This is a genomic window from Arthrobacter sp. R4, from assembly GCF_051365025.1.
Taxonomy (GTDB): domain Bacteria; phylum Actinomycetota; class Actinomycetes; order Actinomycetales; family Micrococcaceae; genus Arthrobacter.
Genome location: NZ_JBLWIJ010000043.1, coordinates 1 through 14486, shown reverse-complemented (window position 1 = coordinate 14486; position 14486 = coordinate 1). Strand labels below are relative to the sequence as shown.

Here is a 14486-nt window from a genome sequence, read left to right as displayed (position 1 = left end):
TGCGCACGATTGTCCAAAATATGGTGAACTAGGCCAATATGGGCTCATCTGCCCGAGCAACCTTTTTCTGTAGGAGCACCGTGCCAAGCAAGGCCAAAACCGGCAAGAAACTCGTGATTGTGGAGTCTCCGGCCAAGAGCAAGACCATCGCCAAGTACCTCGGCGAGGGCTTCATCGTAGAGGCCTCCATCGGTCACATCCGCGACCTGCCGCAGCCGTCTGAGCTCCCCGCAGAACTGAAGAAGACCTCGGTTGGCAAGTTTGCCGTCGACATCGAAAACGACTTCAAGCCGTACTACGTGGTGTCGGCCGACAAGAAGAAAAAGGTCGCCGAGCTCAAGGCCCAACTCAAAGATGCTGACGCTCTTTATCTCGCAACCGATGGGGACCGCGAGGGCGAGGCCATCGCGTGGCACCTGCTGGAAGTGCTCAAGCCCAAGGTCCCCGTGTACCGGATGACCTTCGGAGAAATCACCAAGGAAGCCATCCACCGCGCCATGGACAACCTGCGCGATGTTGACGCCGCCCTGGTGGACGCCCAGGAAACCCGTCGCGTGCTGGACCGCCTCTATGGCTACGAGATTTCCCCGGTCCTCTGGCGCAAGGTGGCCCGCGGCCTGTCCGCCGGCCGTGTGCAGTCCGTAGTCACCCGGATGGTGGTGGACCGCGAACGCGAACGCATGGCGTTCAAAGCAGCTTCCTACTGGGACCTGACCGGCCAGTTCGGCGCCGGGTCCGCCTCGTTCAAGGCGAAACTCGCCGCCGTTGACGGCGCCAAGGTGGCCAGCGGCCGGGACTTCAACGACGACGGCGTGCTCACCGCCCGCAACGCCGTTCACCTTAACGAGGAACTCGCTACGTCGTTGGCAGCGGGCCTGCAGGACGCGGACTTCCTGGTCCGCTCCGTCGAAACCAAGCCGTACACCCGCCGTCCGGCCGCGCCGTTCACCACTTCCACGCTGCAGCAGGAGGCCGGCCGCAAGCTGCGCTTCTCCTCCAAGAGCACCATGCAGATCGCCCAGCGCCTGTATGAAAACGGCTACATCACCTATATGCGTACCGACTCCTCGGCGCTGAGCGACGAAGCCGTCACGGCCGCCCGCCGGCAGGCCTCTGAGTTGTACGGCCCGGAATACGTCCCGGCGTCACCCCGCGTCTATTCCAGCAAGGCCGCGAACGCGCAGGAAGCCCACGAGGCCATCCGCCCCGCCGGTGACTCCTTCCGCACCCCGGCGCAGGTGGCCAAGCAGCTTTCCGGCGACGAATTCCGCCTGTACGAACTGATCTGGAAGCGTACCGTCGCATCCCAGATGGGCGACGCCAAGGGCTCCACTGCCACCATCCGCCTCGGCGCAGTGGCCACCGACGGGCGGGACGCAGAGTTTTCCGCCTCGGGCACCGTCATCACCTTCCCCGGCTTCCTGGCCGCCTACGAGGAAGGCAAGGACGAAAGCCGCGGCGACGACGACACCGAAGAAGCCCGCCGGCTGCCCAATGTGGCCAAGGGCGACTCTCTCTCGGCGTCAGAAATCGTCGCTGTGGGCCACGAAACCTCGCCGCCGCCGCGCTTCACTGAGGCGTCGTTGACGGCCGAGCTGGAGAAGAAGGGCATTGGGCGCCCGTCCACCTACGCCTCCACCATCTCCACCATCCAGGACCGCGGCTACGTCCGGAAGCAGGGCTCGGCCCTGGTGCCCAGCTGGATCGCCTTCTCGGTGATCCGCCTGCTGGAACAGCACTTCACGGACTACGTTGACTACGAATTCACCGCAGACATGGAAGGCGACCTGGACAAGATCGCCAATGGCCAGGCTGTTGGGTCGGCCTGGCTCAAGCACTTCTACTACGGTGAAGACGCCGACCCCGGCCTGCTGAGCATCGTCAACAACCTTGGCGAGATCGATGCCCGCGAGATCAACTCCATTCCCATCACGGACCAGATCACGCTGCGAGTTGGCAAGTTCGGCCCCTATCTTGAGAGCACCACCCCCACCTTGGACGCCAAGACCGGCGAAATCGTGGAGTCTTCCCGCGCCAACGTCCCCGAGGACCTGGCTCCTGACGAACTGACCGCAGCCAAGGCCATCGAGCTGATGGAGACGGCCGCGCCGGAAGAACGCGTGCTGGGTGCGGACCCGCACACCGGGCACACCGTGGTGGCCAAGAATGGCCGGTATGGCGCCTACGTCACCGAAATTATCCCGGAGATGACCGACGAACAGTTGGCCAACCAGCCCGTGGAGTACTACAAGAACGGCAAGCCCAAGCCACCGAAGAAGCCCGTCAAGGCTAAGCCGCGCACCGGTTCCCTGTTCGCGTCGATGACCGTGGACTCCGTCACCCTGGACGAAGCGCTCCAGCTGATGAGCCTGCCCCGGGTCCTGGGCGAGGACGCCGAAGGAAACCTTATTACGGTGCAGAACGGCCGCTTTGGCCCGTACCTGAAGAAGGGCACTGACTCCCGTTCCATCGGGTCGGAAGAGGAAATCTTCACCATCACGCTGGAGCAGGCCCTGGAGATCTACTCACAGCCCAAGCAGCGCGGTGCCCGTGCCGCTGTGCCGCCGCTGGCCGAGTTCGGTCCGGACCCGGTATCGGAAAAGAACATTGTGGTGAAGGAAGGCCGGTTCGGCCCGTACATCACCGACGGCATCACCAACATCACCGTTCCGCGCGCCACGTCCTTGGAGGAGCTGACGCGGGAACAGGCTGTGGAACTGCTCGCCGAGAAGCGCGCCAAGGGTCCGGTTAAGCGCACGACAACGGCCCGCAAGGCCCCGGCGAAGAAGAAGGCCGCCGCCAAGAAGTAGCAATCGGTGGTTTGCGGTGCCGGGCACAACGTGGTCGAGTAGATACATGACTGAACAGCCCGGCACCGCCGACACCACGCCCCTGAACGACCTCGAAGAGAAGCTCGCCCAGGGCGGACAGCCCGAGGCCAGCCCGGTGGACGTTATCCTGTCGTTCCTCAACAGCGAGGTCTACGTTGTCAGCACCGAGGGCATCGAAGGAGAGGATTCCCAGGTGGAGCCCCTCGTGCTGGCCAATGCCGACGGCGACCCCGTCCTGGCGGTCTTCTCCCACCCCAGCAGGGTAGACGAGCAGTACCTGGCTGCGGCCCCGAATATCCTCGGAACCCAGGGCGCGGCCATCATCGCCAACATCGGCGAGGAACTGGGAATGGTCATCAACCCCGGCGCTGCATTCGGCTTCGAGATCAACCCCGAGGGTGTGGCCAACATCAAGCGCGACTTCAAGCGGGCCGATGAGCTCCCGGACGGCGCCCCGGCGGATCCCAGCGCCAACTGACATGTTCCCGCGCCGTTTATAACCGACGGGCAGTGCGGGTGAATAATGGCAGGATGCGGCTAGGCGTCCTCGATATCGGGTCCAACACTGTCCACCTCCTTTTGGTCGACGCACACCCCGGCGCGCGCCCCGTACCTTTTGCTTCGCACAAGCGGCCGCTCTCCCTGGTCCAGTACCTGGATGCCAATGGCAACATCACCGATGCCGGCCAGCACGAACTGACCGAGTTTGTGCTGGAAGCCTGGGAGTTTGCGGCCAAGCACAAGGCCGAGGACCTGCTGGCCTTTTGTACGTCGGCCATCCGCGAAGCCACCAACGGCCCGGAAGTACTGGCCCGGGTCAAGCACGAAACCACAGTGACCCTGGAGGAACTGACGGGCAGTGAAGAGGCGTCCATGACGTTTTTCGCTGTCCGCCGCTGGTACGGCTGGGGAGCCGGACCAATCCTGAACCTTGACATCGGCGGTGGCTCCTTCGAAATGGCCTTCGGTCAGGATGAGCTGCCGGAGATGGCCACCTCCGTACCCTTGGGGGCCAGCAGGCTTACGCGGGATTGGCTGGCTGAGGATCCGCCGTCGGCCAAGAGCGTGAAGGAACTGCGCCGGTACATCCGTGCAACCCTCAAGCCAGCGGTCCGCCAGTTCGACGGACTGGGGCGTGCCAATCTCGTCGCGGGGACATCCAAGACCTTCCGGTCACTGGCCAGGATTGCCGGTGCGGCGCCCAGCATCGCCGGCCCCTACGTCAAACGCGAACTCAACGGGACGGACCTTGGCGTCTGGGCGCAGCGCATCTCGGCCATGAAAACCGAGGACCGGCTGCACCTGCCTGGCGTCTCCGAGGCCCGGGCCAACCAGTTGCTCGCCGGGGCGCTCGTGGCGGAGGCCGCGCTGGAACTGTTCAAATTCAAGAAGATTCGGATCTGCCCGTGGGCCTTGCGTGAAGGTCTGATCCTGCGGCGGCTGGACCAGCTGGTGTTTGCCGGGCCGCTGGAGCCGGCACCGCACGTCAGCGCGCCCCAGGTAGGAGCCCCGTACATCGGGGATCCGCAGGCAGCTGTGCCCCTCTGAGTGTGCTCTGGCGCCCCAGGCAGACGACTTAGGGCTTGAACGCCGCTTAACGCGAAAGCACCGGCGCCCGCAGCAGGAAAATGGGGGAAAACCTGCTGCGGACCACCGGTGCCTCGGGCAAACATCCCCATGCTTGCCGCATCACTCGCACCCTCAATGAGGTAATAACTACGTTAGGGCGCCAACTTGTGAAGTTCCTGCGCCGAACATGGGAGCCGCCTGTGAATCGCCGAGGGCGAGTTCCGCCGTCGTCCGTTCACTTGGAGTTTCGGCAGCGCAGGGCTCGAACTGCAATGATGGATCCATGAGCAACCGAATCGCATTCCTTGGCTGTGGGTCCATGAACGAAGCCATCCTGGGTGGCCTGATTGACGGCGGCACCGACCCCGCCGACATTGTGGCCACCGTCCGGCGGGCTGAACGGGCGGCCGAACTGGCGGCCCGCCACCATGGAATCACCGCCATCGCCGGCGAAGAGGAACCGGAGAACAACAAGCAGGCTGCGAAGAGGTCCGACGTCGTTATCCTGGGCACCAAGCCGGTGGGCATCGCCGACCTCGCACGGGAGATCAGCGGCTCGCTGTCGCCACAGACCATCGTGGTCAGCGTGGCAGCCGGCGTATCCCTGGCGCAGCTGGAAGCGGCGCTGCCTGCGGGGCAGCCGGTCATCCGGACCATGCCCAACGTTCCTGCCAAGTTGGGGCGCGGTGTGGTGTCGGTGTCCGCGGGAACCAACTGCTCACCAGAGCAGCTCCAGCTGGCTAAGGAGATCCTCAAGCCGGCCGGCACCGTTGTAGAGGTGCCCGAGGAGCAGGTGGATGCATTGTCGGCGATCAGCGGCTCCGGCCCTGCGTATGCTTTCTACCTGGCCGAAGCCATGGCCGCTGCCGGGGTGGAGCTGGGCCTGGATCCGGAGCTGTCCTTGCTGCTGGCCCGGGAGACCGTGGCAGGCGCCGGTTTTATGCTTGCCGAGCCTGGCGCTGATCCCTCAGCCCTGCGTAAGTCTGTGACCAGCCCCAACGGCACCACCGAACGTGCCATTGCCACTTTTGACGAGCGCGGCATTCCGGAAATCATCGCCGCCGGTGCCCGCGCAGCCGCGGACCGCGCCGCGGAGATCACCAGACAACTCAGCTAGTCCCCACCCGCAGGGTTCCCTAGCCGAGCTTGCGAGGATAGTGAGCGGTTGGGGATTAAGGCCGCGCGGCGAACCGTTCCAGCAGGTCCACGTGGCCGGACACGATCAGCATGTCGCGGGCGGAAACCTTGGTCTCAGGCCGGGCATAGGTGAAGTCCTCGCCCGGCGACTTCACGCCAACGATCGTGACCCCATACTTGGACCGGACCTTGGACTCATCCAGGGTGAAGCCGACTGTTTCGCGCGGCGGGTACATCTTGACGATGGCGAAGTCGTCGTCGAACTCGATGAAGTCCAGCATCCGGCCGGAGACCAGGTGCGCGGCGCGGACGCCGGCGTCGGCCTCGGGGTAGATCACGTGGTTGGCGCCGATCCTGGTAAGGATCTTGCCGTGCGAGGGCGTGATCGCCTTGACCCACAGGTGCTCGATGCCCAGGTCCACCAGGTTCACGGTGATCAGCACCGAGGACTCGATGGACGTTCCCACACCCACCACGGCAGAGCTGAACTCCTGCGCGCCCAGCTGCCGCAGCGCATCGATGTTGGTCGCGTCAGCCTCCACCACGTGCGTGAGCAGCGGCGCCCATTTCTGGACCAGGCTGCGGTCGCGTTCAATGGCGAGCACTTCGCGGCCCTGCTTGACCAGCTGCTCGGCCGTGGAGGAGCCGAAGCGGCCCAGGCCGATCACCAGGACCGGAGCGTTGTGCGCGGGCCGGTTGGGCGCGCCTGAGGAATTAGCCAATGATGGGCCTCTCTTCCGGGTAGTGGTACAGCTGGCTGCGCTGGCGCAGGGCCAGGCCAGCTGCAAGCGTAACGGTGCCCACGCGGCCTGCGAACATCAGGGCAGTCAGGACATAAACGCCCGACGGCGGCAGCTCGGCACTGAGGTTGGTGCTCAGCCCCACGGTGGCGAAGGCTGAAATGGTCTCGAACAGCACTCGGTCCAGGGATGCTCCGCTGATCTGCAGGAGCAGGAACGCGGAGACCGACACCAGCGTCGCGCCGGCGACGATCACCGAGATGGCCACCCGCATGGTGCCCTGGGGGATGGTCCGCCCGTAGACCTTGACGTCGGCGTCGCCGCGGGCCTCGGCGATGATGGCAAGGAACATCACGGCGATCGTGGTGACCTTAATGCCGCCAGCCGTGGAGGCCGAGCCGCCGCCGGCGAACATCAGCGCGTCCGTCAGCAGCATGGTGGTGGACTCCATGTGGTTCTGGTCCACGAGGTTGAAGCCGCCGGACCTGGTCATGACGGAAGCGAACAGCGAGTGCGTGATCTTGTCGCCGAGGTCCATGTGGCCGATGGTCCGGGCGTTGTCCCACTCCATCAGACCCCACAGCACGGTTCCGGCGGCCAGCAGGATAAAGGACACCTGGATGGTCAGCTTGGTGTGCAGGTTCCATTTCTTCCAGTTGAGCCCGTTCTGCTGCAGCACCATCACCACGGGGAATCCCAGGCTGCCCAGGAAGACGCCAAGCATCAGGGGAACCAGGATCCACAGATCCGTCTCGTAGGGAACGATGCCGTCCGAGTGCGGGGTGAAGCCCGCGTTGTTGAAGGAAGAGATCGCGTAGAAGATGCCGTGCCACACCGACTGCCAGAACGGTTCACCGAGTGTCATGAACCTGGGAATCAGCGCCAGGGCAAGGACACCCTCGATCACCACCGAGGTAGTAATGACGATCCGAAGCAGCGTACCCACCTCGCCCAGGCGGCCGGCGTTGTTCATGGCTTCCTGGGCGATCAGCTTTCCCCGGACACCCAGCTTCTTGCTCACCATCAGGGCCAGCAGCGAGGCGAGGGTCAGTGTTCCCAGGCCGCCCACGAAGATGCCCACCAAGATGACCAGTTGGCCGAAGAAGGACCAGTGCACCGCCGTCGAAACCACCGTCAGTCCGGTGACGCACACGGCTGACACCGCGGTGAACATGGCCTGATGCAACGGGGTGGCCGAGCCGGTGGCTGAGGAGATGGGCAGTGACAGGAGGAACGTGAAGACCAGGCAGACAGCCGCGAACGCGCTCAGGGCAAGCCGGGCAGGGGAGGTGTTGGCGATGTCGTCAATGAAGTCGCGCAGCTGGGTGAAGATCCAGAGGCCTTCGCGCTCCGGTGTGGCGGGGTGCCAGCTGGCCGGGTTCCGGGGCCTCGACTGGCGTTGCGTCATGGGTTGCTTTTCCTCGGTTGAAACTGTTTCCTCCAGTAGTAAACCACTAAAGCTCGCGTAATGGCCGGGCTGGAGGGGCGGCATGCTCAGGTAGCCTGTGATTGATGACATACCTGCCCGGTCTTAGCCAGCCCGCGCCGCCAACGACGGTGGTGTGGAATTCCGCCATGACCGCCTACAACTTTGGCCCGGGGCACCCCATGGCTCCCGAACGGATGGACCTGACCGCCCGCCTGGCGCGGAGCCTGGGCTTGCTGGACCTCCCGCACGTTTCGGTGGCGGCCCCGGAAGTGGCGTCCGACGCCGAGCTGGAGACCGTCCACGCCCCGGACTTCGTGGCGGCCGTGCACAGGGTCAGTGACGATCCATCCTTGCCGGACGAATCCAGGGGACTGGGCACCGAGGACGATCCCGCCTTTGCGGGCATGCACGAGGCTGCTGCGCGTTTGGCTGGCGGCTCGCTGCTCGCGGCAACGGCCATCCTGGACGGATCCTCGCTTCACGCGGTGAACTTCGGTGGCGGCCTGCACCACGCCGCCCGCGACCGGGCGAGCGGCTTCTGCATCTATAACGACTCAGCCCTTGCCGTCCAAAGGCTGCTCGACGGCGGGATCCGGCGCGTGGCATATATCGACGTCGATGCCCACCATGGTGACGGGACGGAAAGCATCTTCTGGGACGACCCCCGGGTGCTCACCATCTCGCTTCACGAAAGCGGACTCACGCTGTTCCCGGGAACCGGCTTCGCGAACGAGGTCGGCGGCCCGCAAGCGGAGGGGAGCGCCGTCAACGTTGCGCTGCCCTCAGGCACCGGAGACGCCGGTTGGCTGCGGGCGTTCCATGCCGTTGTGCCACAACTGGTGGGGGCCTTCGAACCCGAAGTGATCGTGAGCCAGCACGGTTGCGATTCGCACCGCACGGATCCGCTGACCCACCTCAACCTCAGCGTGGACGGCCAGCGCGAGGCCGCGACCGCCGTCGGAAATCTCGCCGCGCGCTACTGCGGCAACCGCTGGATCGCCACCGGCGGCGGTGGGTACAACGTCACGGATGTGGTGCCCCGGTCCTGGAGCCACCTGATCGCCATCGCCGCCGGCCGTCCGGTGCCGCTGCGGACGCCCGTGCCGGAGGACTGGCGCACTTATGTTGATGAGAAGTTCGGCGCCGCAACGCCGGGACTCATGGGGGATGACGTGGAAGTCTGGTGGCGTTCCTGGGAAGTAGGATTCGATCCCAACGACGCCGTGGACCGCTCGGTCATGGCCACCCGCAAGGCCGTTTTCCCGCTGCACGGCCTGGACCCCTGGTTCGACTGACGCCGGCTTTGGTCAGGTAGTTGGCTTCTCCGTCTGGAAAACCACGCCGGCGGCGCCGATCAGCCAGCCGAGCAGCGACAGCGCGAATGCCCCGATCAGGTCCGTGGACGCCGTTCCCTTGATCAGCCAGAGCAGCAGGACCAGCAGTCCCACCGCGAGGTAGACCACAACGGCTGCGACGATCCGTCCGGACAGCCGGGCGGTGACTTCGGACGGATTGAAGGCCATGGCGCCGCCGGGAGCCCCGGGTCCCGAAGGCCGTCGGGCTTCCTGCTCGCGCTCGTCGCGGCGGACTTCGGCGATGGTGAATCCCAGCGCCGACGCCGTCAGCGAACTCAGCGACGTGGCCAGCACGCCGGCTGCCGTGACCAGCGCTCCATTCAGGGGCGGTGCCACGGTCCTGCCGTCCGGTATCCAGAACCCGACGCGCAGCAAAACGGTGCCCCAAACCGCCACAAAGAGGCCCAGAAAAACAAACGCGATGATGTTGAACAGCTGCTGGCGCAGGAAATCCATAGCCACCCACTCCTCATCCCTGAGCGGCTGCCCCTGTTTGGTCGGGGGCAACCGTGGAACCGTTGTAGCACCGCATGGGAGCTTGGGCAATGGCGTTCGGATACGGGCCGAAATAGTTGATGCCTTCCGGCGTATATGTCGCTAGGGTGGGAGGCATGGTGACAGACGACGTATTTGCCGTCATTGCGGAAGCAACCCGGCGCGACATCCTCGTATCCTTGCGTGCCGGGGATAAGGCCGTAGGGGAGTTGGTGGAGGAACTGGACGCGAGCCAGCCCACCATTTCCAAGCACCTGAAGGTCCTCCGTGAGGCCCAGCTTGTCAGCATGCGCGCGCAGGGCCAGAAGCGTTATTACGCGCTGAACCCCAAGCCCCTTGAGGGAATCGTCAGCTGGCTGGAAACGTTCAACATCGGTCCGGCAGCCGCCGCTTCAAAATCGCCTGAGGTGCCGGCTTCGGAAGCCGGCAAACAGCATGCTGCCGCTACACCGGTGCCGGACAATGAAGCCGTGGCGGCTGTCCTGGCGCGCGAGGACGCCGAGCTGAGCCCCGCCGTCGTCATTCCGGGCGGTACCGCAGCCCCGCTCAGCGACGACACCGTCCCGCAGCAGATCGGCCGGACTGTGGGCCGCGCCGCCACCAAGGCCGCCGACCTGCTGGCAAACCTGCCGAACCTCCCGAAGTTCGGCCGCAAGAAGTAGCCCCTTCAACCCCAACTAGGTAGCAGCAGATGTCGTTATGAGGGCTCAAAACGACACCTGCTGCTACCTAGTTGGGCGGGAGGGCTACTTGTTGAGCAGGCGCACGTGGTCTGGGGTCAGCTCCGAGATCTTGCTGACACCCAGCAGGGCCATGGTGCGGGCCATGTCCTTCTCCAGGATCTGGAGGGCACGGTCCACGCCGGCCCGGCCGCCGGCCATCAGGCCGTAAAGGTACGCCCGGCCGATCAACGTGAAGTCCGCGCCCAGGGCCAGGGCCGCGATGATGTCCGCACCGCTCATGATGCCGGTGTCCAGCATGATGGCCGCATCCGAGTTGTCCTTCGTGAAGGCTTCCTTCACGCCGGGCAGCAGGTGGAACGGGATGGGCGCGCGGTCCAGCTGGCGGCCGCCATGGTTGGAGAGCACCACGCCGTCGGCGCCGTGGTCCACCACCTTGCGGGCGTCCTCAACGGTCTGGATGCCCTTGACCACGAGTTTGCCCTTCCAGGTCTCACGCAGCCAGTCCAGGTCCTCGAATGTCAGGGTGGGGTCGAACATCGAGTTGATGAGGTCCGCCACAGTGCCGGTGTAGCGGGACAGTGAGGCGAAGGTCAGCGGCTCATGCGTGAGGAAGTTGAACCACCAGGCGGGGCGGTAGGACGCGTCCAGGACCGTCTTGATTGTCAGTGCCGGTGGGATGGTCATGCCGTTGCGGACGTCGCGCAGGCGGGCGCCGGCGACGGCGGTATCCACGGTGACCATGAGTGTGTCGTTGCCCGCCTTGGCGGCGCGCTCGAGCAGTTCCAGCGAGCGGTCACGGTCCGTCCACAGGTACAGCTGGAACCAGTTGCGGCCGTTCGGGGCGGCGGCGGCCACGTCCTCGATGGAGGCCGTGCCCATGGTGGAAAGAGTGTAGGGGATGCCGGCGGCTTCTGCTGCCTGGGAGCCCGCGTATTCGCCTTCGGACTGCATCATGCGGGTGAAGCCGGTGGGGGCGATGCCTACGGGAAGCCGGGAGGACTTGCCCAGGATTTCGGTGCTCAGGTCGATCCTGGAGACGTTCCGCAGGATGCCGGGCCGGAACTCGATGTCCAGGAAAGCTTCGCGGGCGCGGCGCAGGGTGATCTCGGCTTCGGCGGCACCGTCGGTGTAGTCGAAGGGCGCCTGCGGGGTGCGGCGTTTGGCGATGTCGCGCAGTTCCCAGATAGTGCTGGCGCGCTTGAGCCGGGCTTCCTTGCTGAACTCGGGCTTCTTGAACTGCATCAGCGGCGCCAGGTCCGAGTATTTCGGAATACGGCGCTTCAGTGCTGCCGGTACAGCCGACGGTGCTGCGGGACGAGGTGTGGATGCAGCCGGGGTATCGGTGGCGTCCGGGGCGGGGGTGGTCTCGGGATTGTTCGGCTGGATCGTGTGGGTCATGGCTTCCTCCGTTGGTGGGCCGGACAGCTCGCGGACATGCATTCATGGTCACGCGCGTGTGGTCTAACCACACTCTAGGGCATGTGGTCCAACCACATCAAGTAGGATGGCGGTATGCGTACCCACCAGCTTGTCCTGCACTGGATCGAGGGCCAGCTCTCCGAAGGCAAACTGGCCGTGGGCGGGCGGCTGCCCGCTGAACGGACCCTCGCCGAGCAGCTGCAGGTCTCCCGCACCTCGGTGCGCGAGGCGATCCGCATCCTGGAGGCCATGGGCGTAGTCCGCGCCGGCGTCGGTTCCGGTCCGGAGGCCGGCACCGTGGTGATCTCGGATCCGACGGCGGCACTCGGCTCGGCTCTTCGGCTTCACGTGGCCACGCAGCACCTGCCGGTATCCGACATTGTCCAGACCCGTGTCCTGCTGGAATCCTGGGCTGCATCACATGCCCACCCGGAATCTCCGGAGCTTACCGGGGCGGCCCGCCTCCTGGAGGAAATGGATGTCGACGGCATGGCCGTGGATGACTTCCTCGCCCTGGACGTCCGCTTCCACCTTGCCCTGGCCGATGCCGCAGGTAACGCAGTGGTCAGCGCCATGATGGGTTCCCTGCGCGAATCCATTACTGGCTACGCGTCACAGCTCACGGGCAACCTGCCTGACTGGGATGCCACTGCGAAGCGGCTGCGGACGGAGCATCGCGAAATCCTGGATGCTATCCGGAATAACGACGGCGAACGGGCGGCAAAGCTTGTGGCTGCCCATATCGAGGGCTACTACCGCGAAGCCGGGGTCAGGCGCTCCTAAACTACCTCAGCCGTGCGCTGCGGTGCGTGGAGCTTTGGCCGGCCCGCTGCTGGCCCGGATTTCAAGCCGCGGCTGGTAGCGGCTGCCCGGCGCGTCGTTTTCTTCCTTGCGGATGAGCGCACGCATCTGCTGCCAGGCGTGCTGGCCAAGCTCGGTGATGGGCACTGCGGCGGTGGTGAGGGTGGGGGTGGTGTACCGGGCGAACGGGATGTCGTCGAAGCCCGTGACCGAGATATCGCCGGGCACGTCCACTCCGCGCTCGTGGAGTCCGCTCATGAGACCCATGGCAACGAGGTCGTTGAACGCCAGAATGCCCGTGGCGCCGCTTTCCAGCACGGCGTCAACTGCTCCGTGCCCGGTATCGAAGTCGGAGCCGCCTTCGAGCATCAGGACCTCCACATGGGGATGGGCGGCCTTAAAGGCTTCCAGGCCCTGGAGCCTGAGCCCGTTGGATGCGCTGCGCGGCGGACCCGCAAGGAACGCCAGGCGCGTATGGCCGAGTTCCACCAGGTGCCCGGCGAGGTCCTGGACGCCCTGCCCGTAGTCCACCACCAGGCTGGGAACGCCTGCGGCGGCCGTAGTCCTGTTGATCAGCACCAGCGGGTGCAGCGAAGGCACTAACTCCTCCAGTTCGGCGTCGCTCATGCGCGGCGCGCACAGCACCAGGCCGTCACACCGACGTCGGGCCTCTCCGGCCAGGATTGCTTCCTCGCTGGAGACTTCGAAGGAATCAGCGATCAGGACGCGGTAGCCGTCCTGTGCCGCGGCTCGGCTGAGCCCGCGCAGGATGGCCTGGAACGTGGGGTTGGCGAGGTCCGGGACCACTATGCCAATGGTGTCCGTCTTTCCCAGGGCAAGACTGCGGCCGACCGGGTTTGGCTGGTACTTCAGTTCCGCTGCTGCGGCCCGCACGCGGGCTGCAATCTCCGGGTCGACGGTGAAGTTGCCGTTCATCACCCGCGAAACCGTGGCATGCGAAACGCCGGCCTTGACGGCAACATCCGCGATGCCGATCCTGCCGGTTGCCGATCTCCTGACCATGGTCTGCCTTTCGTAGGTCCCTCGGGCCATTCTGCCGCCCGAGGGCGGGCGATGTTTCCGGCAGATGGCGGTGTCGTCAGAAAAAGCATATAACGCATCCGGAAAGCGATTTCTCTGCTGAGCTGGACGATCCGGGAAAGCCGCGGAGGCGCCGAACGGGGCTGCCACCTAGAAAACGCTTTCCCGTAGGGAGGATAATGGTTGACGTAAGCGGGTTGCTCTTGGTACAAATCATATAACGCTTCTGAGAAAACGCTTTCTCGGTACTGTCCAGCAAGCGGCACACTGCGTCACACGAACGGCCGGCCTCCGGCCGGGTATTGAGCCTTTGAAAGGGACCCTCATGGTCAACACAGCCGAATCGAGTTCTGCTACCGCCGCCCCGCTGTCCGGCACCGCCGCCGTCGCCGCCCAGGAATCACTTGCCGGGGAGCCACTTGCCCAGGAGCCCGGTGTGGGAACCAAGGCGCGCATTGCCCTGATCGGCACCGGTGGCCGCTCCGAGATGTATATCCGCGCGATCTTTGGCAAGCACTCGGACACCGCGGAACTCGTAGCGTTCTCCGACGTCAACCCCGGCCGGGTGGAGTTCTACCAGAAGCTCATCCAGGAACTCGGTGCACCGGGGCCGGTTGCCTCCTTCGATCCCGCGGGGCTGACCGCTTTCATCCAGGCCAACAACATCGACCGCGTGGTAGTGACCACGCCGGACTACACCCACGCGGACTACATCGTGGAGGCACTCGAGGCGGGCGCCGACGTCGTCGTCGAAAAGCCCCTGACCATCGACGCCGAAGGCTGCCGCAGGATCACCAAAGCCGTGGAGGAGACGGGCCGGAACGTGGTGGTCACGTTCAACTACCGTTACTCACCGCGCAACAGCGCCCTGAAGGAGATCATCCAGAGCGGCGTGATCGGCAAGGTCACCTCCATTGACTTCAGCTGGGTCCTGGACACGGTCCACGGCGCGGACTACTTCCGCCGCTGGCACCGGGAGAAGAAGA

The 14486-nt window shown here is 65.1% G+C and carries 13 protein-coding genes; 8 read left to right on the top strand and 5 right to left on the bottom strand.

What is annotated here, in order from left to right; translation table 11 throughout:
- The first annotated feature begins 80 nt into the window (after positions 1-80).
- From topA to proC, 4 genes are all read left to right on the top strand, one after another.
- Positions 81-2810 (top strand): type I DNA topoisomerase, encoded by a 2730-nt coding sequence (gene topA, locus ACLKOZ_RS21170; RefSeq protein WP_436478112.1) that lies wholly within the window; start codon positions 81-83, stop codon positions 2808-2810.
- Positions 2811-2856: 46 nt separating this feature from the next.
- Positions 2857-3309 (top strand): SseB family protein, encoded by a 453-nt coding sequence (locus ACLKOZ_RS21165; protein WP_337346000.1) that lies wholly within the window; start codon positions 2857-2859, stop codon positions 3307-3309.
- A gap of 53 nt (positions 3310-3362) precedes the next feature.
- Positions 3363-4379 (top strand): Ppx/GppA phosphatase family protein, encoded by a 1017-nt coding sequence (locus tag ACLKOZ_RS21160; protein WP_436478110.1) that lies wholly within the window; start codon positions 3363-3365, stop codon positions 4377-4379.
- A gap of 304 nt (positions 4380-4683) precedes the next feature.
- Positions 4684-5517 (top strand): pyrroline-5-carboxylate reductase, encoded by an 834-nt coding sequence (gene proC, locus ACLKOZ_RS21155; protein ID WP_436478108.1) that lies wholly within the window; start codon positions 4684-4686, stop codon positions 5515-5517.
- A 55-nt stretch (positions 5518-5572) separates the two neighbouring features.
- On the opposite strand, the gene ACLKOZ_RS21150 is transcribed toward proC, so the two are convergent.
- Both ACLKOZ_RS21150 and ACLKOZ_RS21145 read right to left on the bottom strand, forming a co-directional pair.
- Positions 5573-6259 carry a potassium channel family protein gene (locus ACLKOZ_RS21150; RefSeq protein ID WP_310167996.1) on the bottom strand — a complete coding sequence of 229 codons (687 nt, stop codon included), beginning with the start codon at positions 6257-6259 and terminating at the stop codon, positions 5573-5575.
- On the bottom strand, positions 6252-7685 hold the full coding sequence (locus ACLKOZ_RS21145; protein WP_436478106.1) for a TrkH family potassium uptake protein: 1434 nt from the start codon (positions 7683-7685) through the stop codon (positions 6252-6254). The genes ACLKOZ_RS21150 and ACLKOZ_RS21145 overlap by 8 nt, the downstream gene beginning before the upstream one ends.
- Positions 7686-7789: 104 nt before the next feature.
- On the opposite strand from ACLKOZ_RS21145, the gene ACLKOZ_RS21140 reads away from it, so the two are divergent.
- On the top strand, positions 7790-9001 hold the full coding sequence (locus ACLKOZ_RS21140; RefSeq protein ID WP_436478104.1) for an acetoin utilization protein AcuC: 1212 nt from the start codon (positions 7790-7792) through the stop codon (positions 8999-9001).
- 12 nt (positions 9002-9013) lie between these two features.
- Here ACLKOZ_RS21140 and ACLKOZ_RS21135 read toward each other — a convergent pair whose 3' ends face one another.
- Positions 9014-9517 (bottom strand): hypothetical protein, encoded by a 504-nt coding sequence (locus ACLKOZ_RS21135; protein WP_436478174.1) that lies wholly within the window; start codon positions 9515-9517, stop codon positions 9014-9016.
- Positions 9518-9672: 155 nt separating this feature from the next.
- Between ACLKOZ_RS21135 and ACLKOZ_RS21130 the strand changes: the two genes are divergently transcribed.
- Entirely contained in the window at positions 9673-10218 is a 546-nt protein-coding gene (locus ACLKOZ_RS21130; protein WP_436478102.1) for an ArsR/SmtB family transcription factor, read from the top strand.
- 84 nt (positions 10219-10302) lie between these two features.
- Here ACLKOZ_RS21130 and ACLKOZ_RS21125 read toward each other — a convergent pair whose 3' ends face one another.
- Entirely contained in the window at positions 10303-11637 is a 1335-nt protein-coding gene (locus ACLKOZ_RS21125) for an alpha-hydroxy acid oxidase (protein WP_436478100.1), read from the bottom strand.
- A 114-nt stretch (positions 11638-11751) separates the two neighbouring features.
- Here ACLKOZ_RS21125 and ACLKOZ_RS21120 point away from each other — a divergent pair, with 114 nt between their 5' ends.
- On the top strand, positions 11752-12441 hold the full coding sequence (locus ACLKOZ_RS21120; RefSeq protein WP_436478098.1) for a FadR/GntR family transcriptional regulator: 690 nt from the start codon (positions 11752-11754) through the stop codon (positions 12439-12441).
- A gap of 6 nt (positions 12442-12447) precedes the next feature.
- On the opposite strand, the gene ACLKOZ_RS21115 is transcribed toward ACLKOZ_RS21120, so the two are convergent.
- On the bottom strand, positions 12448-13482 hold the full coding sequence (locus ACLKOZ_RS21115; protein WP_436478096.1) for a LacI family DNA-binding transcriptional regulator: 1035 nt from the start codon (positions 13480-13482) through the stop codon (positions 12448-12450).
- Between the two features lie 343 nt (positions 13483-13825).
- Here ACLKOZ_RS21115 and ACLKOZ_RS21110 point away from each other — a divergent pair.
- Positions 13826-14486, top strand: a 661-nt coding sequence (locus ACLKOZ_RS21110) for a Gfo/Idh/MocA family protein (RefSeq protein WP_436478094.1), incomplete at its 3' end; no start/stop codon positions are given.

What these genes read in the sequence shown, in the direction of transcription:
- ACLKOZ_RS21160 (WP_436478110.1), top strand. Translation starts at nt 3,363, where the DNA reads ATGCGGCTAGGCGTCCTCGATATCGGGTCCAACACTGTCCACCTCCTT.
- ACLKOZ_RS21130 (WP_436478102.1), top strand. Translation starts at nt 9,673, where the DNA reads ATGGTGACAGACGACGTATTTGCCGTCATTGCGGAAGCAACCCGGCGC.
- proC (WP_436478108.1), top strand. Translation starts at nt 4,684, where the DNA reads ATGAGCAACCGAATCGCATTCCTTGGCTGTGGGTCCATGAACGAAGCC.
- ACLKOZ_RS21120 (WP_436478098.1), top strand. Translation starts at nt 11,752, where the DNA reads ATGCGTACCCACCAGCTTGTCCTGCACTGGATCGAGGGCCAGCTCTCC.
- ACLKOZ_RS21165 (WP_337346000.1), top strand. Translation starts at nt 2,857, where the DNA reads ATGACTGAACAGCCCGGCACCGCCGACACCACGCCCCTGAACGACCTC.
- ACLKOZ_RS21145 (WP_436478106.1), bottom strand. Translation starts at nt 7,685, where the DNA reads ATGACGCAACGCCAGTCGAGGCCCCGGAACCCGGCCAGCTGGCACCCC.
- ACLKOZ_RS21115 (WP_436478096.1), bottom strand. Translation starts at nt 13,482, where the DNA reads ATGGTCAGGAGATCGGCAACCGGCAGGATCGGCATCGCGGATGTTGCC.
- ACLKOZ_RS21140 (WP_436478104.1), top strand. Translation starts at nt 7,790, where the DNA reads ATGACATACCTGCCCGGTCTTAGCCAGCCCGCGCCGCCAACGACGGTG.
- ACLKOZ_RS21135 (WP_436478174.1), bottom strand. Translation starts at nt 9,517, where the DNA reads ATGGATTTCCTGCGCCAGCAGCTGTTCAACATCATCGCGTTTGTTTTT.
- ACLKOZ_RS21125 (WP_436478100.1), bottom strand. Translation starts at nt 11,637, where the DNA reads ATGACCCACACGATCCAGCCGAACAATCCCGAGACCACCCCCGCCCCG.